At 60.2% G+C, this 21,600-nt stretch carries 20 protein-coding genes, 3 tRNA genes and 2 pseudogenes; 16 read left to right on the top strand and 9 right to left on the bottom strand.

Features of this window, described 5'->3' with window-relative positions; genetic code table 11:
• Positions 1-46 precede the first annotated feature (46 nt).
• Entirely contained in the window at positions 47-1,279 is a 1,233-nt protein-coding gene (locus AACW87_RS15165) for a cysteine desulfurase-like protein (protein WP_241325432.1), read from the bottom strand.
• A 346-nt stretch (positions 1,280-1,625) separates the two neighbouring features.
• On the opposite strand from AACW87_RS15165, the gene AACW87_RS15170 reads away from it, so the two are divergent.
• From AACW87_RS15170 to AACW87_RS15185, 4 genes are all read left to right on the top strand, one after another.
• Positions 1,626-1,710 (top strand) — tRNA-Tyr (locus AACW87_RS15170).
• Between the two features lie 39 nt (positions 1,711-1,749).
• Positions 1,750-1,834: transfer RNA gene (locus AACW87_RS15175), tRNA-Tyr, on the top strand.
• Positions 1,835-1,878: 44 nt separating this feature from the next.
• Positions 1,879-1,963 (top strand) — tRNA-Tyr (locus AACW87_RS15180).
• A 138-nt stretch (positions 1,964-2,101) separates the two neighbouring features.
• Positions 2,102-2,377: a hypothetical protein gene (locus AACW87_RS15185; RefSeq protein WP_241325434.1), complete on the top strand. Its 276-nt coding sequence runs from the start codon at positions 2,102-2,104 to the stop codon at positions 2,375-2,377.
• Positions 2,378-2,519: 142 nt separating this feature from the next.
• Here the strand turns inward: AACW87_RS15185 and AACW87_RS15190 are convergent.
• Positions 2,520-3,080 (bottom strand): annotated as a pseudogene (locus AACW87_RS15190) (hypothetical protein); the annotation flags it as partial.
• Between the two features lie 238 nt (positions 3,081-3,318).
• Here AACW87_RS15190 and AACW87_RS15195 point away from each other — a divergent pair.
• From AACW87_RS15195 to AACW87_RS15205, 3 genes are all read left to right on the top strand, one after another.
• Positions 3,319-4,056: an EAL domain-containing protein gene (locus tag AACW87_RS15195; protein WP_043554692.1), complete on the top strand. Its 738-nt coding sequence runs from the start codon at positions 3,319-3,321 to the stop codon at positions 4,054-4,056.
• A gap of 238 nt (positions 4,057-4,294) precedes the next feature.
• Positions 4,295-5,656, top strand: a complete 1,362-nt coding sequence (gene trhP / locus AACW87_RS15200) for a prephenate-dependent tRNA uridine(34) hydroxylase TrhP (protein WP_241325436.1) — start codon at positions 4,295-4,297, stop codon at positions 5,654-5,656.
• Position 5,657: 1 nt separating this feature from the next.
• Positions 5,658-5,906 carry a YfhL family 4Fe-4S dicluster ferredoxin gene (locus tag AACW87_RS15205; protein ID WP_021140912.1) on the top strand — a complete coding sequence of 83 codons (249 nt, stop codon included), beginning with the start codon at positions 5,658-5,660 and terminating at the stop codon, positions 5,904-5,906.
• Positions 5,907-6,082: 176 nt separating this feature from the next.
• Here the strand turns inward: AACW87_RS15205 and alr are convergent, their stop codons facing one another.
• Both alr and dnaB read right to left on the bottom strand, forming a co-directional pair.
• On the bottom strand, positions 6,083-7,156 hold the full coding sequence (gene alr / locus AACW87_RS15215; protein ID WP_241325437.1) for an alanine racemase: 1,074 nt from the start codon (positions 7,154-7,156) through the stop codon (positions 6,083-6,085).
• Positions 7,157-7,329: 173 nt separating this feature from the next.
• Positions 7,330-8,724, bottom strand: a complete 1,395-nt coding sequence (gene dnaB / locus AACW87_RS15220) for a replicative DNA helicase (protein ID WP_042034999.1) — start codon at positions 8,722-8,724, stop codon at positions 7,330-7,332.
• Between the two features lie 442 nt (positions 8,725-9,166).
• On the opposite strand from dnaB, the gene AACW87_RS15225 reads away from it, so the two are divergent.
• The 6 genes from AACW87_RS15225 to AACW87_RS15250 all read left to right on the top strand — a co-directional run bounded on the left by AACW87_RS15225 (position 9,167) and on the right by AACW87_RS15250 (position 15,739).
• Positions 9,167-10,021 carry a Tim44 domain-containing protein gene (locus AACW87_RS15225; RefSeq protein WP_042867014.1) on the top strand — a complete coding sequence of 285 codons (855 nt, stop codon included), beginning with the start codon at positions 9,167-9,169 and terminating at the stop codon, positions 10,019-10,021.
• Positions 10,022-10,218: 197 nt separating this feature from the next.
• A complete protein-coding gene (locus AACW87_RS15230; RefSeq protein WP_241325439.1) occupies positions 10,219-11,784 on the top strand; it encodes an EAL domain-containing protein in 1,566 nt (521 codons plus the stop codon).
• Positions 11,785-12,007: 223 nt separating this feature from the next.
• Entirely contained in the window at positions 12,008-13,846 is a 1,839-nt protein-coding gene (locus tag AACW87_RS15235) for a bifunctional metallophosphatase/5'-nucleotidase (protein ID WP_098984927.1), read from the top strand.
• Between the two features lie 86 nt (positions 13,847-13,932).
• On the top strand, positions 13,933-14,271 hold the full coding sequence (locus AACW87_RS15240; protein WP_043554687.1) for a DUF2956 domain-containing protein: 339 nt from the start codon (positions 13,933-13,935) through the stop codon (positions 14,269-14,271).
• Between the two features lie 149 nt (positions 14,272-14,420).
• Positions 14,421-14,756: a hypothetical protein gene (locus AACW87_RS15245; RefSeq protein ID WP_241325440.1), complete on the top strand. Its 336-nt coding sequence runs from the start codon at positions 14,421-14,423 to the stop codon at positions 14,754-14,756.
• A 113-nt stretch (positions 14,757-14,869) separates the two neighbouring features.
• Positions 14,870-15,739 carry a tetratricopeptide repeat protein gene (locus AACW87_RS15250; protein ID WP_042870125.1) on the top strand — a complete coding sequence of 290 codons (870 nt, stop codon included), beginning with the start codon at positions 14,870-14,872 and terminating at the stop codon, positions 15,737-15,739.
• A 95-nt stretch (positions 15,740-15,834) separates the two neighbouring features.
• Here the strand turns inward: AACW87_RS15250 and AACW87_RS15255 are convergent.
• The 3 genes and pseudogenes from AACW87_RS15255 to fkpA form a co-directional block, all read right to left on the bottom strand.
• Positions 15,835-15,954 (bottom strand): annotated as a pseudogene (locus AACW87_RS15255) (helix-turn-helix domain-containing protein); the annotation flags it as partial.
• A gap of 29 nt (positions 15,955-15,983) precedes the next feature.
• Positions 15,984-17,387: a sigma-54-dependent transcriptional regulator gene (locus tag AACW87_RS15260; protein WP_042870123.1), complete on the bottom strand. Its 1,404-nt coding sequence runs from the start codon at positions 17,385-17,387 to the stop codon at positions 15,984-15,986.
• Between the two features lie 151 nt (positions 17,388-17,538).
• Positions 17,539-18,345, bottom strand: a complete 807-nt coding sequence (gene fkpA, locus AACW87_RS15265; protein ID WP_043554684.1) for an FKBP-type peptidyl-prolyl cis-trans isomerase — start codon at positions 18,343-18,345, stop codon at positions 17,539-17,541.
• A gap of 119 nt (positions 18,346-18,464) precedes the next feature.
• Here fkpA and AACW87_RS15270 point away from each other — a divergent pair, with 119 nt between their 5' ends.
• Both AACW87_RS15270 and AACW87_RS15275 read left to right on the top strand, forming a co-directional pair.
• A complete protein-coding gene (locus AACW87_RS15270) occupies positions 18,465-19,433 on the top strand; it encodes a WD40 repeat domain-containing protein (RefSeq protein ID WP_241325443.1) in 969 nt (322 codons plus the stop codon).
• A 14-nt stretch (positions 19,434-19,447) separates the two neighbouring features.
• Complete coding sequence (locus AACW87_RS15275) at positions 19,448-19,663, top strand: SlyX family protein (RefSeq protein ID WP_011704936.1); 216 nt, start codon at positions 19,448-19,450, stop codon at positions 19,661-19,663.
• 82 nt (positions 19,664-19,745) lie between these two features.
• On the opposite strand, the gene AACW87_RS15280 is transcribed toward AACW87_RS15275, so the two are convergent.
• Together AACW87_RS15280 and AACW87_RS15285 are read right to left on the bottom strand one after the other, a co-directional pair.
• The gene (locus tag AACW87_RS15280; RefSeq protein WP_241325444.1) at positions 19,746-20,387 is read right to left on the bottom strand and encodes an FKBP-type peptidyl-prolyl cis-trans isomerase; all 642 of its coding nucleotides are present in this window, start codon (positions 20,385-20,387) and stop codon (positions 19,746-19,748) included.
• 225 nt (positions 20,388-20,612) lie between these two features.
• A complete protein-coding gene (locus AACW87_RS15285) occupies positions 20,613-20,819 on the bottom strand; it encodes a YheV family putative zinc ribbon protein (protein WP_042035019.1) in 207 nt (68 codons plus the stop codon).
• 39 nt (positions 20,820-20,858) lie between these two features.
• Here AACW87_RS15285 and AACW87_RS15290 point away from each other — a divergent pair, with 39 nt between their 5' ends.
• Positions 20,859-21,545, top strand: coding sequence for a hypothetical protein (locus AACW87_RS15290; protein WP_241325445.1), 687 nt, complete (start codon positions 20,859-20,861; stop codon positions 21,543-21,545).
• Positions 21,546-21,600 lie beyond the last annotated feature (55 nt).

Below are 21,600 nucleotides of genomic sequence, written 5' to 3' on the forward strand. Positions count from 1 at the left end.
CAGCCATATAAGGCGACACGGCCCGGCATCACCGGGCTTTGCTGTTTTAATACGGCATGTCATCGAGCAGCGCGAACAGCCGATCGATCTCGGCCTGCGTGTTGTAGTGCATGCAGCCCACCCGCAACACTCCCTCACTCACCCCCAACTGTTCCACCAGCGCCAGCGCATAAAAGTGGCCGGCCCAGCTGCATACCTGATGCTGGCCGAGATACTCGGCCATCTCGGTCGGCGTATGGCGGCTCGAGGTAATGGCGAAGGTCGGGGTGCGCCCCAGGCTGTCGTTGATGCCGTGCAGGGTGAACCAGGGCCGTTCGGCCAGCCTGGCCAGCAGATGGGCGCCGAGCTGCTGCTCATGGGCCCGACTGCGGGCAAATGCCAGATCGAGACGCGCCTCCAGATCATGTTCGGCGGCGTCCAGCCCGGACAGCGAAGCCAGATATTCGACCGTCGCCTCCACCCCGGCCAGGGCTTCCCAGTTCTGGGTGCCAGTCTCCCACTTGTAGGGCGCCACATTCTTGGCCGGTTCGACTTTGTAGGGTGTGAAGCGCTCCAGATGACGGTGCTTGCCATACAGGATGCCGAGGTGCGGGCCGAAGAACTTGTAGGCGGAGCAGCCGAGGAAATCACAATCCCAGGCCTGCACGTCGATGCGCTCGTGGGGCGCAAAGTGGACCGCATCCACATACAGCAGAGCCCCGACTCCGTGCACGGCATCGGCGATGCGGGGAATATCGATCAGGGTGCCCGTGGTATTGGATGCCGCTGTGACCGCCACCAGCCGGGTCTTGGGGCCCAGCAGCGTCAGCAGATGCGCATAGTCGAGCCCGCCGCTCGCCACATCCACCCGCACCTGATGCACCACAACGCCGCGATCGGCCGCCGCCTGCTGCCAGCTCGACACGTTGGAGTAGTGATCCAGCGCGCTGACGATGATCTCGTCCCCCGCCTGCCACTCCCGAGACAGGGCACGGCTGACCGCAAACGTCAGAGTGGTGAAGTTGGCACCAAAGACGATCTCTTCAGCCCGATCCGCCCCCAGCAGGGTCGCCACGGCCTGCCTTGCTCGCTGTGCCTGCTGCTCCGTGGCGCGGGCCGAGAAGAAGGGACCACCCAGGTTGGCGTTGAAGTGGCCGAGATAGTCGGTCATGGCCGTGAGCACGGGGCGAGGCACCTGAGCGCCGCCCGGGCCGTCGAAGAAGATGGGGGTCTTGCCATCAACCAGTTGATTGAGGGCGGGAAACTGGCCGCGCAACACGGCGATATCGAGAGCCTGCATAGAAGAGTCCACAATCCATGTTAACAGTTGAATAACATGGTGAGAGTAAAATGGTGCAGCAGCAATGTCCATCCGTGAACCGGTCAACCATCACAGTTGCAAGATGAGGCCATACTTTCAGTAGAAAATGCTGAGGAGTCGCACATGGCCCACCCGCCCCATCAGTGCCTGCCGGCACGGGTCTCTCGTCGTATTCATGCCGGGAATCGGCATAGAAGTCGTTGATAAGGATGAAAAATGAGCGAAAGATATCAAAAAATGACCGACTCGCACTTTTTTGTCGCCAGATATCACCAGAAGGGGTTCACAAAGCTGCCGGATCTGATAGTATGCGCCTCGCACTTGGGGAGGGGTTCCCGAGCGGCCAAAGGGATCAGACTGTAAATCTGACGGCTCTGCCTTCGAAGGTTCGAATCCTTCTCCCTCCACCATTCAAGTGCAAAAGTAGTGACAATCAGGAAATACCCCGTGGAGGGGTTCCCGAGCGGCCAAAGGGATCAGACTGTAAATCTGACGGCTCTGCCTTCGAAGGTTCGAATCCTTCTCCCTCCACCATTTTCCCGATTGCAATGGCTGAATAACCTATGCTTTGCCCCTGTGGAGGGGTTCCCGAGCGGCCAAAGGGATCAGACTGTAAATCTGACGGCTCTGCCTTCGAAGGTTCGAATCCTTCTCCCTCCACCATCATTTAAAAGACCCGGCCCAGTGCCGGGTTTTTGCTTTGTAAAAATGACTCCATCTGGCACTGTCAGATCTGACAATTGCATCAGCTACTCTTTTTGGAAACAGTAGTGCTCACACAGTTCGGAGTCATGGATCGCCATGTTTGAGATTTGGGATGAGACGGGACAGGCAAACGGCTTGACGCTACCACAGTTGCGGCAGCGGCTGGCCAGCTATCGAGGCGAGGTCATGGTGCGCTACACCAATCGCATCGGCCTGCCGACGACTCTGTTCCTGACCGTCGATCAGGGCCTGGCTTACCAGCGCTTCAAGGCGGATAAACCCCTGCTCGACTGGGCCTGGCTGGCGCAAGCCGTGCAGCCAGAACCTCACCGGCAACCCAGGTTGTCACCATTTGATGCTCTCTTCCGCTAAACACCAGCCAAAACAAGAATCAAATGAACCTGACTCATGGGAGGTTAAAGGTCATATTATGTCATTCAATATCAAGTTTTCATTTCTAAACATCATGAACTGCAGTGGATACCTTGATATGGAGTAAATATAAAAATAAACAGTCGAACATTATCGTTGCATTGCCTTTATTCACGACCGTCGTCATGGTGTCAGTCTTTATCAACCGGGTATCAAACCGGATCTCTTTTGGCATCACGAAAATAATGGCGCCAAAGCCGGTCAATATATTTACCCCGGCCGAGACTTGTGGCTGACTCTCCTGCACCGTATTGGCATCCAGATCGAACCCATCCTCCTGTTTTGGCAATACAGGAATAAACCGGACCCTGAAATAGCGCTCCTTGTCCCGCTCTCCCATAAACAGCAGCCGGGTCGCCTGCACCCCGTTGGCCGGAATAATCATGCGGGACGGGCTGGCAATCAGCGCCCGGCGTCCCTCGGTCAGCTCGGCCGACTCCTGCGGCTGGCCCGCCGCGTCGTAGGTGATCTCGTGAATGGCAACCTTGACGAAGGCGGTGGCGTCCCCCTGATTACGAATGCGCTTCAAATAAGTGCTCTGCTGACCAGACATATAGTCATAAAGCGTGCCTATGCTGATTTCAGCCGATGCCAACGCGTTGCCGCTGAATATCAGCGACAAGATAAAATATATTTTCTTCATGACGATTCCAGACTGGTTTTTACATGCAGTGGTTTGTCTTATCAGAATTATTGATTAGCAAAATACAAACTGACTGCATATCACTGGAGCCAGTCTATTTAGAACCAGGGGGGAAGTTAATCAGAATAGTCCTATATTGACTTGGCAAATTCAGCCGCATTATCAGAGGATTCCTACAGAGCATCCCCCCACCCCTCCTGTATTATGCGCAGCCATATCCGTCTATCAGGTGAGTGCCATGTTTGCGTTCAAAGAAGAGTATCCGATGAGTGACATGGCAACCGTGGCGGTGGCCGAGGTGGCCGTGCCCTTTTACCAGCCGATCATAGGCCGCGACCGTCAGGTCAAAGGCTATGAGGTACTGGCCCGGCGCTGGGAACCGGCGCAGCAGAGTTATCAGGGCATCGACTTTCTCTCCCTCAGCCAGGATGAATCCCTGCATCTGGACATCGTCATGCTCAGGGCCATCATGCGCGATCTGCCGACCCTGGCGAAGGCTGGCCCCTATCTGCTCTCCATCAATCTCAACCCGACGCTGTGCAGCCCGACCTATCAGAACCTCTTGCTGCTGGTACTGATCCAGGCGCACAAGGTGGGCATGGAGATCTGGTTCGAGGTGCTGGAGCACGCCCCGCTGCACAGCAAGCACAGGGCGCTGATCGAGGTGCTGCGCGCTCATGGCGCCCACATCGCCTGCGATGACTTCGGCACCCAGGAGTGCAACTTCCAGCGGGTGATGGCGCTGCCCTACGAGATCATCAAGCTGGATCGCTCCCTGCTGCTACAGGCGGCGCGCACGCCCCATGCCTTCAAGATGCTGACCGGTCTAGTGGAATACCTGCAGCGGCTCGGCATGAAGGTGGTGTGTGAAGGGGTCGAGACCCTGCAACATATCGAGATAGCCAACCGGCTCGGCTGCGACTACCAGCAGGGCTACGCCTACGCCATGCCCTCCCCCCTCTCCCGCTGGGCCTGATCAGACCGGACATTCATCGCGGCTCGCGCCGGCAACCATTGCCTGCCAAATTGCATGATGGCGTGGGGGCGAGTACAATCTCGCACCCCGTATATCAGGTGCATCCCCTGTGATCCTGCATAATGATGTACGCCATCGGGTAGTTGTGACGCGAGCGCCGTCTCGCACCACGGCTCAACCAATCCGACGCCATCAGGTGGCGCCGTCCTGATTTGCAATCAGATACTAAGAGTCCAACATGTTCAGACCAGAATTGCTCTCCCCCGCCGGGACCCTCAAGAATATGCGTTACGCCTATGCCTATGGCGCCGACGCCGTCTATGCGGGCCAGCCGCGCTACAGCCTGCGGGTACGCAACAACGAATTCGATCACGAGAACCTGCAGCTCGGCATCAACGAGGCCCACGCGCTGGGCAAGCAGTTCTACGTGGTGGCCAACATCCAGCCCCACAACTCCAAGCTCAAGACCTTCATCCGCGACATGCGCCCCGTGGTGGACATGAAGCCGGACGCGCTGATCATGTCAGACCCCGGCCTCATCATGATGATGCGCGAAGCCTTCCCGGACATGCCGATCCATCTGTCGGTGCAGGCCAACGCGGTCAACTGGGCCACGGTGAAATTCTGGCATCAGATGGGCCTGACCCGCGCCATTCTGTCCCGCGAGCTGTCCCTGGACGAGATCGAAGAGATCCGCATGCAGGTGCCGGAGATGGAGCTGGAAGTCTTCGTCCACGGGGCGCTGTGCATGGCCTACTCAGGTCGCTGCCTGCTCTCCGGTTACATCAACAAGCGCGACCCCAACCAGGGCACCTGCACCAACTCCTGCCGCTGGGAGTACAAGGTGCACGAGGGCAAGGAAGATGACGTGGGCCAGATAGTCCACCGTCAGGAGCCCATCGCCGTGCGCCCGGACAACACCCTGGGGCTCGGCAAGCCGAGCGATGCCCTGGTGCTGCTGGAAGAGTCCAACCGCCCCGGTGAATACATGACGGCGTTCGAGGACGAGCACGGCACCTACATCATGAACTCCAAGGACCTGCGCGCCGTCGAGCACGTGGAGCGCCTGACCAAGATGGGTGTGCACTCCCTGAAAATCGAAGGCCGTACCAAGTCCTTTTACTACTGCGCCCGCACCGCCCAGGTCTATCGCAAGGCCATCGACGACGCGGTCGCCGGCCGTCCGTTCGATCCGACCCTGATGGGCACCCTCGAGAACCTGGCCCACCGCGGCTACACCGAGGGCTTCCTGCGCCGTCACAACCACAGCGAGTATCAGAACTACGACTACGGCTACTCCGTCTCCGACACCCAGCAGTTCGTCGGCGAGATCACCGGTCGCCAGGGCGACATGGTGGAAGTGGAAGTGAAGAACAAGTTCCTGGTGGGCAACAGCCTGGAGCTGATGACGCCGCAGGGCAACGTCAGCTTCAATCTGGAGCAGATGCAGAACCGCAAGGGTGAGCTCATCGACACGGCGCCGGGCAACGGCCATGTGGTCTATGTGCCTGTCCCAAAAGAGATCGACATCAACTACGGCATACTGCTGCGCAACCTCGGCGATCGCCAGGACACCCGTCAGCCGCACTCGGTGGCCTGATATGTCCCTGCTCATCACCGACAAGTGCATCAACTGCGACATGTGCGATCCCGAGTGTCCGAACCAGGCAATCAGCTTAGGGGAGGAGATCTACGAGATAGATCCCAGTCGCTGCACCGAGTGCGTCGGTCACTATGAGAAGCCGACCTGCATCAGCGTCTGCCCCATCGATTGCATCATCTGGGATCCCGCCCACGTGGAGACCGAAGAGCAGTTGCTGGAGAAGTTTGTCAGGATGCATCGGCAGTAGCATCAGCGTCTGCGGCTCATAGACTGCATCATCCGGGATCCCGCTCACGTGGAGACCGAAGAGCAGTTGCTGGAGAAGTTTGTACGGATGCACCGGCAGTAACCCGGCAGATCGCAATAACGTCATAGAAAAAAGCCCCGCATGCGGGGCTTTTTTTCGTTTGGTGCTGGCCGAGCCTAGACGTATTCCATAAAGACTCGGGAGGTGAGCTTGGTGATGAGCTCGTAGGGGATGGTGCCAATCTCGTCGGCGACCCGCTCCACCGGCAGTCCCTCGCCCCAGAGCACGGCTTCGTCACCGGCCTTGTCGGTGGCGCCCGGCCCCAGATCCACTGTGGTCATATCCATGGAGACACGGCCCACCAGGGGCACTATGCGGCCATTGACCAGCACGGACGTGCCGTTGGGCGCCATGCGCGGATAGCCATCACCGTAGCCGATGGCGATGACGCCGAGCCGGGTATCGCGATCCGACACCCAGTTGGCACCATAGCCCACAGGTTCGCCCGCCTTGTGATCCCGCACCGCGATGAGCTGGGTCTTCAAGGTCATCACGGGTTGCAGATCGTAATCCGCCGCCACCGTATTGGGGAAGGGGGATACGCCATACAGAATGACGCCGGGGCGCACCCAGTCGCAGTGGGAATCGGGCCAGGCCAGGATCCCCGCCGAGTTCGCCATGGCCCGCTCGCCCGCCAGCGGGGCGGTCAATTTGCTGAACAGGTCGATCTGCTCGCGGGTGGTAGCTTGTTCGAGCTCATCGGAGCGGCTGAAGTGGGTCATGATGTTGAATGGCTGCACCACGTTCTTGCACTTGGCGAGGCGCGCGATGAAGGCGGGCATCTCGTCGCTGCGCACCCCGAGCCGGTGCATGCCGGTGTCGAGCTTGAGCCAGGCCACCACGGGAGCCGGCAGTTCGGCCTGCTCCAGCGCTTCGAGCTGCTCCCAGGTGTGCACCGCAGTTTGCAAATTATTGGCCGCCAGCACCGGCAGATCAGCGCTCGAGAAGAAACCCTCCAGCAGCACGATCGGTTTGACCACGGCGCAGGAGCGCAACATCAGCGCCTCTTCGATGCGGGCCACTGCATAAGCGTCCGCATCCACCAGGGTACGGGCGACCGGCAGCAGGCCATGACCATAGGCGTTTGCCTTGACCACGGCGATGATCTTGCAATCGGGGGCGTGCCGTTTAACCACGGCGAGGTTGTGGCGCAGGGCCGCTGTATTGATTTGGGCAATTGCCGCTTTCATCTGTTTTCCCTTACGAGGGCATGATGGCGCGTGAATGCGCCAGGCACCGTGTGGTGTCAGCCCTTAATTGTCATCGTCTAAGGCCGGACCGGCATAATTGTCGAACCGGGAAAACTGTGTCTTGGATCTGGGGGGACCCAGGCACCGATATGGGTGCGCAGACCGACCCCTACTTAGTAATCGTCATCAAACGCCGGGCCGGCGTAGTTGTCGAACCGGGAGAACTGGCCCTGGAAGGTGAGGCGCACGCGACCTATGGGGCCGTTACGCTGCTTGCCTATGATGATCTCGGCAATCCCCTTGTCAGGACTGTCATCGTGATACACCTCATCACGGTAGATAAACATGATCAAATCCGCGTCCTGCTCGATGGAGCCGGATTCCCGCAGATCCGAGTTGACCGGGCGCTTGTCCGCACGCTGTTCCAGGCTTCGGTTGAGCTGGGAGAGGGCGACCACGGGGCACTGCAACTCTTTTGCCAGCGCCTTGAGGGAGCGGGAGATTTCACCTATCTCTAGGGTCCGGTTGTCGGAGAGCGCGGGCACCCGCATCAGCTGCAGGTAGTCGATCATGATCATGGAGAGGCCGCCGTGCTCACGGGCGATGCGGCGCGCGCGGGAGCGCACGTCGGTCGGGGTGAGGCCGGAGGCGTCATCTATGTACATCTTGCCCTTCTCGAGCAGCAGCCCCATGGTGGAGGAGAGGCGCGCCCAATCTTCGTCGTCGAGCTGACCGGTCCGCACCTTGGTCTGGTCGATACGCCCGACCGAGGCGAGCATACGCATGATGATCTGCTCGGAGGGCATCTCCAGCGAGAAGATGAGTACCGGTTTCTCGGCGGTGAGCGCCGCGTGCTCGCACAGGTTCATGGCAAAGGTGGTCTTGCCCATGGAGGGACGGGCCGCCACGATAATCAGATCCGAGCGCTGCAGACCGGCGGTCATCTTGTCGAGATCCCCGTAACCGCTGGAGACCCCGGTCACCCCGTTGTGGGGGGTCTTGAACAGCTCTTCAATCTTGTCGACCGTCTGCTCGAGGATCAGCTTGAGCGGCTGCGGTCCCTCGTTGGCGCTGGTGCGCTGCTCGGCGATCTGGAACACCTTGCTCTCGGCCAGATCGAGCAGATCGCCCGAGGTGCGTCCCTGCGGCTCGTAGCCTGCTTCGACTATCTCGTTGGCGACCGAGATCATCTCCCGCACCACCGCCCGCTCACGCACGATTTCGGCGTAGGCATTGATGTTGGCGGCACTCGGGGTGTTCTTGGCGATCTCCACCAGATAGGCGAAGCCACCGGATTCTTCCAGCTGCTCCGAGCGTTCCAGCTCCTCTTGCAGGGTGATGAGATCGATGGGGTTGCCCACATTGGAGAGGCGGGTCATGGCCTGGAAGATCAGCCGGTGCGGACGGCTGTAGAAATCCTTGTCGATCACCCGTTCGGCGACCCGATCCCAGGCGTCGTTATCCAGCATCAGGCCGCCCAGTACGGACTGTTCGGCCTCAAAAGAGTGGGGAGGGACTTTCAGCTGTTGTGTCTTGGCGTCTTTTTTCGCCGTCACTTGCTCTGCCATACACATAAAAACCGCAGCGGGAAGGGGACGGGAATTTTACAAAAGAAACCCCGCCATCGCGAGTGCTAATGCACGCTATTCACTTCTGGCTGGTGCAACCCTCCTCCTGATGGTGGCTGGCACCACTTGCCGATGAACTGTGCCGGAGGATCACCCCGGCCTCATACCATGAGGAAGGGCCAGATCAGGGTCTGGTCATGGGGCTTGGCTCTCGCCTTGTTGCGCAGCTTGCGCTCCTTGCGGCTCGGTCGTCGACTTTTCATTGCGCTGCTCCTCTGATGCCCCCGATCGGGACAATCTGTTCATGAATAATTCATGCCAACCATGTTAATCATAGTCGCAAGCTGCAATACAACTAGGGACAGGCAGCCTGCCATGCGCCTCGCTGAGCTTGCCAAAGCAGAGCATGCCCCACCCACTGATGAGAGTGAAAAGAGTCAAAATGAAAAAGATGCTGACCCTGTTTGCCGTGATCCTGGCCATTGGCCTGGGGGCACCCATTGCCGAGGCCAAGAAGTTTGGCGGCGGTAAATCCTTTGGCAAGAGCTACAAGACGGCTCCGGCCCAACCGGCGGCCAAGCCCGTCGACACCAAGAACCCGGCGGTCGGGGCTCAGGCCGCACCGAAGAAGGGTGGCATGATGGGCGGTCTGCTCGGCGGCCTGCTGGCCGGTGGCCTGTTCGCCTACCTGCTGGGTAGCGGTGCCTTCGAAGGCCTGCAAGGCATGGACATGCTGCTGATCGCCGCTCTGGCGCTGGGCGCCGTCTTCCTGTTCCGCGCCATGCGCAGGAGCAAGGCGGCCTCGCCCCAGCCACAGGCAGCCTACGCCGGCTATCAGCCGCCATCGGCCGCCCCCCAGCAGTTCGAGCAGAGCAACAGTGCGCCGCAAGCGACCGGCTTTGCCGACAGCGACGTGCCCTTCCGTCTGCCGCCAGGTTTTGACATGAACGGTTTCCTGTCAGGTGCCCGTGATCACTACCGCACCCTGCAAGAATCCTGGAATAAAAACGATCTGGAAAAGGTACGCGAGTACGTGAGCCCTGAGCTGTTCGAGCAGCTCAAAGCCGAACGTGCCGAGCTGACCGGTGAGCAGCATACCGAAGTGATGTATGTGGATACCCAGCTGGTGCGTGCCGACTACGGCAGCGACTGGGCCCAGGTCAGCGTGCGCTTCAGCGGCCGCTACATGGATCGCCAGGAGCAGGTCGAGGAGGACATCAAGGAGGTGTGGCACCTCGAACGCAACCTGGCCAAGGACAATGCGCCCTGGCACATAGTCGGCATCGAGCAGCTGTAAGCACTCCCTTGTCTGCGATGACAACAGAGGCGGCCCTGGGCCGCCTCTGTTATTTTTGAGTCCCCCTTTCCCCTCTCCGCCTCCCTCCCCCGGGACCCCCCTGCCATTGACACCCCGTGGTGACTATGAGAATGGTGGCTGATTGTGTAGTATGACCGACCTTTTTTGTTCAATTTCCGTTCACTGAGGCGTGGTCCATGGCTCTCTCTTTTCTGCGTCGCAGCAACATGCCTCGTCTGCTGGCCAGCCTGCTGTGCTGCGCCTCCTTGATCCTTATCTCCCTCGCCACCCTCTACTGGCAGACCTGGTCTCTGACTCGCCAGCAGGCCCAGAATGCCGCCGAACGGGCCATGGTGCAGATCGACAGCGCCCTGCGCCACTCGACCCAGGCGGCAAAGGCCGCCCTGCCGCTGGCGAGCCGGCCCTGTGCCGAGGTTGCCCGCGAGCTGCGGGTACTGGTCGCCACCTCACCCTATGTGCGCTCGGTCAATCTCTCTCGCCACGGCCGCCTCTACTGCTCCTCCATCTTCGACGAGATAGACCTGATCGATGAGCTGCAAGACGGTCAGCACGAGCGGTTCAAGCTCAACGCCGTCACCCGGCTCGGGAGCAAGCCCTCGCTGTTGTTCTATCACCTGAGTGAAGGAGATCATTCGGTGATGGTCGCCATCAACCCCTATCACCTGAGCAAACCCTTGCAGTGGCGGCTCGCCGGCGCCCATAGCTGGGTGCAGATTGGCAAGCAGTGGCTCGACCTCAAGGGCAAGGTACACGATGGCCAGCCCCCAACATTTCGGGGATTCAACTACCAGCTCAGTTCGACAGCTTTCGGCTACAGCCTCAATCAGGGATTTCCGCTGGAAGCCGTGCTGCTGCTCACGCTGAAAAAGCAGAGCACCGTCATCATCTTGATCCTGACGCTGGGAGGCCTGGCCGGCCTTGCCACCTATCGCTGGTGGAGCCATATCTCCACCCCGACCCAGGAGCTCAAGCGCGCCATCATCAAGCAGGAGTTCATTCCCTACCTGCAGCCCATCGTTTACAGCAAGAGTGGTCAGCTCCATGGCTGCGAGGTGCTGATGCGCTGGCAGCACCATCGTCAGGGGTTGATCCGGCCGGATCTCTTCATCCCGCTGGCGGAGGAGAGCGGCCTCATCATACTGATGACCCAGACCCTGATGCAGCAGGTTCGTCTGGAGTTTGCCCCCCATGTGGCGCAACTGCCGCCCCGCTTTCATTTCGGTTTCAACATCTGTGCCCAGCACTGCCAGGAGATGAGCCTGATCGACGACTGCCGCCGATTCCTGGCTGCCTTCGCCAGCAATCCGATCACGCTAGTGCTGGAGCTGACCGAGCGGGAACTGATCACTCCCTGCCAACTGACTGACCAACTGTTCGGCGAACTGCGCCAGATGGGGGTCAAGATAGGGCTGGACGACTTTGGCACCGGCCACTCCAGCCTCACCTATCTGCAACAGTTTCACGTGGACTACCTCAAGATCGACCAGAGCTTCGTCGCCATGATAGGCACCAATGCCCTCTCTCGTCATATTCTTGACAGCACCATCAGTCTGGCTACCCGGCTGGGACTGGAAACCGTCGCCGAAGGGGTCGAAACCCAGGAGCAGGCTGACTTCCTGACCGAGCGCAACGTCAACTACCTGCAAGGCTACCTCTATGGCCGTCCGCTCACCCCGGCGCAGTTTCTGCGACTGCTGCCCGCCGTCACCACAGAACCGGCGGCCCGGCCCGGTAGTGCCTGATCCCTGATACAACCAGTCGCAGATGCAGCGATGTGAAACTTGTCATTAGTCTGTAGACATGGCGTTGCGCAATGTCGCAAACGTTTGTTCGCTTTATTAATGTGCAGTAGCTCAAAGGAATCAGCTCTCTTTATTTCCAATTATTGCTTTTTGCCTAGAATCGCCACACTCCTGTCATGCAGGAACGATATACAGGACAATAACAACAAGAGGATTATTACCGATGAAGAAGACGCTACTGGCCGTCACCGTCTCTATTACCCTGTTCGGGCTGACCGCCTGCAATTCAGAAAACAGCAGCAAGGAACATATTCCGCTGGATCTGACCATTGCCCACATCAATGATACCCACGCCCACCTGGACCCGACCGAAAATGCGCTGGCCATCCAACCCACCGGCCAGGAGCTGTTCAAATTCAACGCCAAGCTGGGCGGCTATCCCCGCCTGAAGTTCAAGCTGGACGAGCTGCGCAGCCAGGCTGCCAATGAAGGCCGCAACTTCATGGTGCTCAACGGTGGCGATGCCTTCCAGGGCACCCTCTACTTCACCCAGTTCAAGGGGGAAGAGGAGTCTCGCCTGCTCTCCGACATGGGCATAGATGCCATGGTACTGGGCAATCACGAATTCGATCTGGGCAACCAGGCTATTAAAGATTTCGTCTCACGGGTGAATTTCCCTGTATTGGCTTCCAATATGGTGAAATCCAGTAGCGCCACCCTGAAAGACAGTGAAAATATTCATGAATATGTCATTAAGGAAGTAAATGGCGAGAGCGTAGGTATTTTCGGGCTGGTGCTGGAAAATATGCATGACATCTCTTCACCGGATACCGATACCCAATTCCTGCCAATGATTGAGACCGCCCAGAAAATGGTCGACACCCTCAAGTCAAAAGGCGCCAACAAGATCATCATGGTCACCCATATCGGGCTGCAAAATGACCAGGCCGTCGCCAAGGCGGTCAACGGTATCGACCTGATCGTCGGCGGTCACTCCCAGACCTTCCTCGGCGACATCAACGAGATCAACAGCGTCGGCTACACGGCTCACAACCAGAACCCGGCCGACGACAACACCTATGCCCAGCTGATCAACAATCCGGACGGCGGCAAGACCTGTATCGTGCAGGCCGGCGAATGGGCCAAGGGCTATGGCCTGGTCAACGTCTCCCTGAGCAAGGAAGGCCAGATAACCAAGTGCGAGGGTCGCAACACCCTGATGACGGGCGACGACTTCACCAAGGAAGTGGCCAAGAAGAAGGTGCCTCTGACCGGCAGCGAGCAGACCAACGTGGTCGACTTCATCACCAAGTCACCCGTCATCGAAATCGTGCCGGAGAACACCGCCATGCGCGATGTGATCGACACCGAGTACAAACCGGCCGTGGCCGAGCTCGAGGCCAAGATCATCGCCGAGGTGCCGACCAAGCTGCCCCACGTGCGCGTGCCGCTCACCCCGGATGGCGCGGGTCTGATCGATCCCCTGGTGGCAGAATCCCTGTACTGGAAGCTCAACAAGCTCAACACCAAGGTCGACTTCACCATCCAGAACGCCGGTGGTGTGCGCGCCGATGTGAACGCGGGCCCGCTCTCGGTCGGTTACGTGATGGGCACCCTGCTGCCGTTTGGCAACAAGATCGCCGCCTTCAACCTCAAGGGCAAGGACGTGCGCGCCACCCTGGAGTACGCCGTTGACTATTCCATCGGCCTGGAGACCGGGATCGGCGCCTCCAGCGGTGCCTTCCCCTACGTCGGCCACCTGAGCTACAGCTATGACGGCAAACTGGCCAAGGGCTCCCGCATCACCAAGCTGGAGCTGCTGGATGCCAATGGCCAGTGGTTGCCGCTGGACGACGAGAAGGTGTACCGGGTCGGTGCCAACACCTATATCGCCTCCGGCAAGGATGGCTACAACGGCCTGCTCAAGCGCGAAGAGCTGCCCAACAAGGGTGACTACGTCGACTCGGGCGTCGGTGAGAATGAGATGTTCATGGAGTACGCAGAGTCCCAGGGCACCCTCAATCCGCTGCCCTATGCGACCGTGACCTACAACAAGCCCTGATCCGGCTCACAACCTGCTACAACGGCGCCTGAGGGCGCCGTTTTTATGGCATACTCCCCGCCAATCGATGCCGAGGAGACCCTTTGATGGCGAAGTACGACAAGATATCCCCCGAGACCCAGCAGGATGCGCTGAAGATCGCCCGCGCCAACCAGAAGCCGGGACAGACCAAGGAGCAGACCCAGCTGATCGCCCAGGGGATCCAGAAAGGCATAGACGAGTACAAGAAACAGATGAAGGCGCGGGCCCGGGAGGCAAGTCGCCAGAAGAAGTTGCAGAGCAAGGCGAAACAGCAACCGCACGCCGAACAGGTAGAGGAGAGCGAGATCGAGCTTGTCGAGGTCTCCCGCCAACATCCCCTGCCCTGGATCCTGTTGCTGCTGAGCTGGCTGGGCTTTGCCGCCGCTTGGTTCTGGTTGCGCTGATCCCCTGATGGCAAGGCGTTGCCCGGGATCGCCTTCAACGTTTAAACCCGTGCCACGGCTCCTCGCCGGCCTGGGCTGATCCCATACCGCCGGCCCTGTGCGATGACTGAACCCGACCCCACTTACCCACCGTCTGGAGAACACCCGCCATGAACCCGGCTCCGCTCTATCTGCTGGCACCTCTGGTGCTGTTTATCGTGACTCTGGTGCTCTATCGCATCTCGCCGCTGCGGGCCGTCGCCGCCGGCAGCGCCCGCTGGTTTATCCTGCCTGCCTTCACCCTGTTTATCCTGCTCGTCATCATCAATGGGGCGGCAGCTCCAAGCCTGCGCAACCCGGCCTTTCACTGGCTGATGCCAGGGCTCGGCTTCGCGCTCAGCCTGTTTCCGGCCCTGCCCAAGGCGCTAGTGCCGCGTTTGGCCATTAAGGAGGGCGCCTTCGCCGCCCTCGGCCTGATGCTGATGAGCCTGGCCATGGTCTACTGACCGGCTGGCCGCTGGTGCGAACATGACTCAAGGGGCACTCTGTGACGGGTGCCCCTTGTACAAACAATGGCCTGCAGGCATCTTGGTGGGAGGATAGCCAGCAAGGAGGCCAAATGGACAATCCGCCCGATTTCATGGCGCAGTGGGATTACAAGGATCCCGCCGCCAGCGCCCTGCGTTTTCATGCTCTGTTGCCCGAGGTGCGTGCCGCCGCCGACCTGCAACTCGAACTGGAGCTGCTCACCCAGATAGCCCGCACCCATTCCCTGCAACGCCAGTTTGCCGAGGCGCACCAGCTGCTCGACGAGATAGAACCCCGCCTCACCGATGCCACCCCGCGAGCCCGCCTTCGCGCCCTGCTGGAGCGCGGCCGTACCTTCAACTCCGCCGGCGACAAGGCCAGTGCCAGAACCCTGTTCGAGCAGGCCTGGCAGTGGGGGCTCAAGAGCAAGGAGCTGTATCTCGCCATCGACGCCGCCCACATGGTGGCCATAGCCGCACCACTGGAGGAGCAGAGCCGCTGGCATCAGCTGGCAATGGAGCTGGCGGAACGCAGTCAGGATGAAAAGGTGCGCGGCTGGCTTCCCAGCCTCTACAACAATCAGGGCTGGACCCTGTTCGAACTGGGCCGCCTGGAAGAGGCCCGCCAGTGTCAGCAAAAATGCCTGGCCTGGCACGAACAGCACAACAACCCGGCCAAGGCCTTCATCGCCCGCTGGAGCCTGGCGCGGCTGACCCGGGCACAAGGCTTGCACGAACAGGCGCTGGCCGAACTGACGCAGTTGCAGGCGGAGATGGTGGAGGCCGGCGAGCCGGAGGATGGCTATCTGTTCGAGGAGTTGGGGGAAAATGCACTGGTACTGGCTGATCCGGCCGCGGCCGAATACTTCGCCCGCGCCTGGTTTCTGCTGTCACAGGATCGCTGGCTCAAGGCCAACGAGGCGGAGCGACTGGCCAGACTCAAGCAGCTGGCCAAGCTCTAGCAAACAGCCTCTAACAAAGCAGCAGGGCGGCCAGTTGGCCGCCCTGCGCACAAGCTCATCTGCCCAAGATGACGGATGCCATCCCGACACCTGCCTCAGACCAGGCTCGCCTCTTCCCAGCTCTGTTTCTTGCGATAGATGGTGGAAGGGCTGATCTCCAGCAGAGCCGCCGCCTTGGGGATATTGCCGTCACAGCTGGCGATGGCCTGCTCTATGGCGAGGCATTGACCACATGCCCCGCCATTCAAACCAGGCTAGCCTCTTCCCAGCTCTGTTTCTTGCGATAGATGGTGGAGGGGCTGATCTCCAGCAACGCCGCCGCCTTGGGAATATTGCCGTCACAGCTGGCGATGGCCTGCTCTATGGTCTCCTTCTCCACCAGCCAGAGCGGGCGGATCGGCGTATTGAGCAAAGGCTCGGCGCTGCCGCTGGCCGAACTGACCGGCGCCATGGCCGCCGTCATGCCCCTGCGGCCGCTGAGCGGCGGTGGCAATATGTCCGGGCTCACCAGCTCGCGATCATTGAGCACCACTATGTTGCGCACCACGTTTTGCAGCTCGCGCACGTTGCCGGGCCAGGGGTAATCGAGCAGCACCCGCACCGCCTCGGCATCGAAATCCTTGAAGCGCTTGTTCTCTTCCCTGGCGTAGTTTTGCAGCAGGTTGCGGGCCAGCAGCAGTATATCCTCGCCCCGCTCACGCAGCGGTGGCAGGCTGAGGGGGATCACGTGCAGACGGTAGTAGAGATCTTCCCGAAAACGTCCCGCCTTCACCTCCACCAAGGGATCCCGGTTGGTAGCGCAGACGAAGCGCACGTCCACCGTCTCCAGCTTGCCGCTGCCGACCCGCTGCAGGGTGCCGGTCTGGATGAAGCGCAGCAGCTTGCTCTGCAGGTCGAGATCCATCTCGCAGATCTCGTCCAGAAACAGGGTGCCACCGTCCGCCAGACTGGCCGCCCCCTTGCGATCCCCCTGGGCGCCGGTAAAGGAGCCCTTCACGTGACCGAAGATCTCGCTCTCCATCAGATCGTGGGGAATGGCGGCGCAGTTGAGCGCGATGAAGGGCTGTTCACTGCGGGGGCTGCACTGGTGAATGGCCTCGGCGCACACCTCCTTGCCGGTGCCGCTCTCCCCCGTGATGAACACGGTCGCCTTGCTCGGCGCCGCGCTCTCTATGATGCGATAGACGGCCTGCATCGGCATGGAGGCACCGATGAAACCGGCAAACGAGCTGCGCTCGAAGTTCTCCCGGTACTGGGCCACCAGCGAACTCAGCTGCTGATGCTTGAGGGCATTGCGGGCGGTGGCGCACAGCCGTTTGCCGTCAAACGGCTTGGTCAGGAAGTCGAAGGCGCCGAGGCGCATCGCCTCCACCGCCACATCCACCGAGCCGTGGGCGGTGATCACCACTACCGAGCAGGGCAGTTGCTGCTCGGTGATCTGCTGCAGAATGTCCATGCCGGACATGTCGGGCAGTTCGAGGTCGAGCAGCACCACGGGCGGCGGGCTGGTCAGCAGCTGAGCCAACGCCTGCTGACCACAATCGGCCAGCACTACCTCATAGCCATCCTGGGCCAGATACTGTTCATAGACCACCGCCAGACTGCGGGTATCTTCCACCAACAGGACTCGAGGTTTGCTTTCAGCCACGGGAGCCATCCTTGCAATTGATTTTGTTGTCTATTTCGGGTCTTGTACGCCATGTTAGCACAGTTGGCGACTCTCTCTTTTATCCCGCCATTCGCGGGGAGATACAAGTAAAAACGGCTCCCTAAGGAGCCGTTTTTTCAACGATGAGCGCTTACTTCTTGGCGTTGTCGCCATCGGCAGCCGGCTTCTCGATCGCCAGCAGCTCAACATCAAACACCAGCACGGCATTGGCCGGGATGGAGCCTGCACCGTGCTCGCCATAGGCCAGCTTGGACGGCAGGAAGAACTTGAACTTGGAACCCACCGGCATCAGCTGCACGCCTTCGGTCCAGCCCGGGATCACCTGGTTGAGCGGGAAGGTGGCCGGCTCGCCGCGATCGACGGAGCTGTCGAACTTGGTGCCATCGGTCAGGGTGCCGGTGTAGTGAACCTTGACGATGTCGGTGGCCTTCGGCTTGGCGCCGGTACCCATCTTCTCGACCTGGTATTGCAGGCCAGATTCGGTGCTCTTCACGCCTTCTTTCTTGGCGTTGGCAGCCAGGTACTCTTCACCCTTCTTCTGGTTATCCACGGCATCCTTGTCAGCCTTGGCCTTGGTCAACTCGTTGATCTTGGCATCGTACTGCTGCAGAACCTTCTGGATTTCCTCGTCAGTCATCTTGGCTTCTTTGCCCAGACCGTCGGTCACACCCTTGAGGATGACGCCGTTGTCCAGTTTGATGCCGAGTTCCTGCTGACGTTCCAGGGTATTGGCGATATAACGACCCATGGAGAGGCCAATTGCATAGCCGGATTGCTCTTCAAAGCTCTTGGCATCAGCCTTGGGGGCCTCTGCCGGCTTGCTGGCTTCTGCCTTGACCTCTGCGGTATTCGCAGCAGTCTTCTCGTCTTTTTGGCAAGCAGTCAGACTCACGGCAACTGCCGCAGCCAACAGGGACACCTTCAGAAAATTGTTCATCAGTTTCTCCAAAACTCTAAATACCGCTCTCGGTTCCTTCGTGAAATGAGAGGTTTATCGTGATAAGCGCCTTATACTAACGCCGTGATCGCAGGTAACGAAAGCATGAGACAGGAAAAATGATAAAAAGTGCCATTTATCTCATCGGTATTTGCCTGATACTGACAGGTTGCGAACAGAGCTCACTGCCGGACCGGCAAGTCACCCTCGCCAACCAGGGACTGCTGAGCGCCGATCTCGCCAGTGACGGCAAGCAGGCCATCGTCTCCAGCCTGAGCCAGGGCACAGTGGTGTGGGACCTGGAACAGGGCAAGGAGCGCTGGCGCTGGCGCCAGTCCGACAATCAGGACAACTTCGTCATCATCACCCGCTTCTCGGCAGACAACAGCCATGCCGTGACCGCCACCCTGGATACCTTCGCCATCTGGCGCCTGCAAGATGGTCAATCCCAAGGCTACTACTCGCTTCCTGAATCCAGGCTGAGGGACATAGCCCTGTCGGCCGATGGCCGTCAGGTGCTGATCGGCCGCGAAGATGGCAAGGCGGAGCTGGTCGATACCCGCACCGGCCGCAGGCTGCAGTTCCTCGGTCACACCGAGCAGGTCAATACGGTGGATCTCTCCCCCAACGGCCGCTACGCCCTCACCGGCGGCAATGACTACAGTGCCTACCTTTGGGACACCCGCTCCGGCCAGGTGGTGTGGCGATTCAACCACGCCGGCCGGGTGGTGATGGCGAGGCTGGATCCCCAGGGCCGTTTCGCCTTCACCGCCGACAGCCGCCAGGCCAGCATCTGGGATCTGAAAACCGGCAAGGAGGTGAGCCGGCTGCAATTTGATCACCGCTTCGAGGTCTACACCACGGCGCGCTTTGCCAACGACGGCAACTGGCTCATCACGGGCGCCCCCTCCCGTCAGCTCTCCCTGTGGCGGGTGGGCGATGGCAGCCTGCTGCAAAGCTGGCGCGTCTCGCCCCATCCCAGGGTGAAACCACCGAGCGCAGTGGTCTACGGCGTGGCTTTGCGCGACAATAGCCACCTTGTCAGCGCCAGCTCCAGTGGCCTGGCCGAAATCTGGACTATCAAGTAAGGACCCAAAGGCCCATGAGTCAGCAACTTAACGATCGCCTCGAAACCCTGGAAAGCCGCCTCGCCTTCGCCGAATACACGGTGGAGCAGCTCAACGACGAGGTCACCACCCAGGGCCGCGAGCTGGATCGGCTCAAGCATCAGATCCAGCTGCTGGTGGACAAGCTGCAGAGCGTGCAGCCGAGCCAGATCGCCAGCATGGCCGAAGAGACGCCGCCCCCGCACTACTGAGCCGCAACGCCCTCCGCCACCCGGCCATAAAAAAACCCGCGTTAACGCGGGTTTTTTTATCGGGCTATGCCCAGGGCACAGATCAGTGCTGGTGACCCTTGCCACCGCAGCCGCCGCCACCGCAGCAACCGCCATGACCCTGCTCGTCGCCGTGGTCATGACCGTGATCGTGGCCATGGCCACCGCCGCAGCAACCGCCGTGCTCATGGTCGTGACCGTGGTCGTGGTCGTGGTCATGACCATGATCGTGACCGCAACCACCGGCACCGTGAACGTGGCCGTGAGCCAGTTCTTCGGCCGTGGCGGCACGCACGTCCTTGATCTCGACCTTGAAGCCCAGGGTCACGCCAGCCAGCGGATGGTTGCCATCCACCTTGACGAACTCTTCGGACACTTCGATGACGGTCACCGGGCGGTGGCCATCGTCAGTCTCGGCCACAAAAGTATCCCCTTCAGACACTTCCATGCCGTCAAACAGCTCGCCAGGTACTTCTTGCACCAGGCTTTCGTCGTATTCGCCATAGGCCTGGGTCGGTGCCAGCGTGACGTCGAACGCCTCGCCCACGCTACGGCCTTCCAGCTCGGCTTCGAGGCCGGAGACCAGATAACGGGTACCGTGCAGATACACCAGAGGCTCTTTACCGACAGTGGTGTCGATGACTTCACCGTGTTCGTCGGTGACTGTGTATTCCAGCGTAACCACGCTCAGGGGAGCTACTTTCATGTCAGGGATCCTGCGGATAGAAAAAAACGGGCCCAGAATACCTCAAAAAGGCGGCCAAGCATATGGCAGGCCCGGCTCAGTCGTGATGAAAAAGTCATCAATGTGAAGCGGCATGGGCCTGACCCGCACCTCGCCCCCGGGTATTGCGGCTGAACCCTCATTCGGGACGAAACACACCTATGACCTGTTTGGTCTCCCGGATCACCTTGTCCACCTTGGCCTGGCTCATTCGGGACGAAACACCCCAATTACCTGTTCCGTCTCCCGGGTCACCTTGTCCACCTCGGCCTGGGTCTGCACCTGAGTATCACCACAGTCGACACAGGTCACCTTCTCGACTCCATGCTCCATATACAGCATCATGGTGTCCATTTTGCCGCACGCCGGACAAACCGCACCGGCAATGAAGCGCTTTTTACGTCTGGTTTCCATTCTTGTTACCTCCAGGCAGCATCATATCAGGGTTTTTACATGCATCACGCCATCGAATGCCAGCATTTTTCCTCTCCGTACCTGCAAGTCGGCGGCCGCAAACGCACGCTGGTGGGCCAGTTGCTGCGGATAACCCGGGGCGCGGCACTGCTGCGACTCGGCCAGCATGAATTGCTGCTGACGGCGGGCAACAGCTTCTGGCTCTGCGCCGATGCCCTCGCCGCCTTCAGCCCGCTGGCGGGCTGCCACCATGATCTGCTGACCTGTTCCCTGCGGGTTGCCCAGCCAGCCCAGGCGGGCTGGTTGCAACCCACCCCGCTGCTGGATGCCCTGTTCGACAGCCTGGCCCAGTGGCAGCGCCCCCGCAACTGGCAAGGGGCCTATGGTCATCGCCTGCAGGTGATGCTCGACGAGTTGCAGGCCAGCCCCCTGTCACAACACGCGGATCAGCCGCTGCAAGGCGCCTGGCGCGCACTGATCAGCCAGCAAGCGGGCAGTGACGCCGCCTGGCAGGCCTGTCTCTCCCAGCGCGGGATCACGGACCCGGGCCTCGCGGCCGATACCCTGAGCGCCCAGTGGCAGCTGCTGCAGGCGGTACGCCTGCTCAAGAGCGGCAGCAAGCGGGCACAGGTGGTGAGCAAGCTCGGCTACCGCGATGAAGAGGCCCTCGCCCAGGCCTGCCAACGCTGGCTTGGCGCCAGCCTGGATGCACAGCAAGCCGCCTGACCCGGCGGGCCGAAAACCGGGCCGGCCAGGCGAAAAATGGGGGAAATGAGTCCAG

This window comes from Aeromonas sp. MR7, assembly GCF_963899385.1.
In the GTDB taxonomy this organism is placed as follows: Bacteria; Pseudomonadota; Gammaproteobacteria; order Enterobacterales; family Aeromonadaceae; genus Aeromonas; species Aeromonas bestiarum.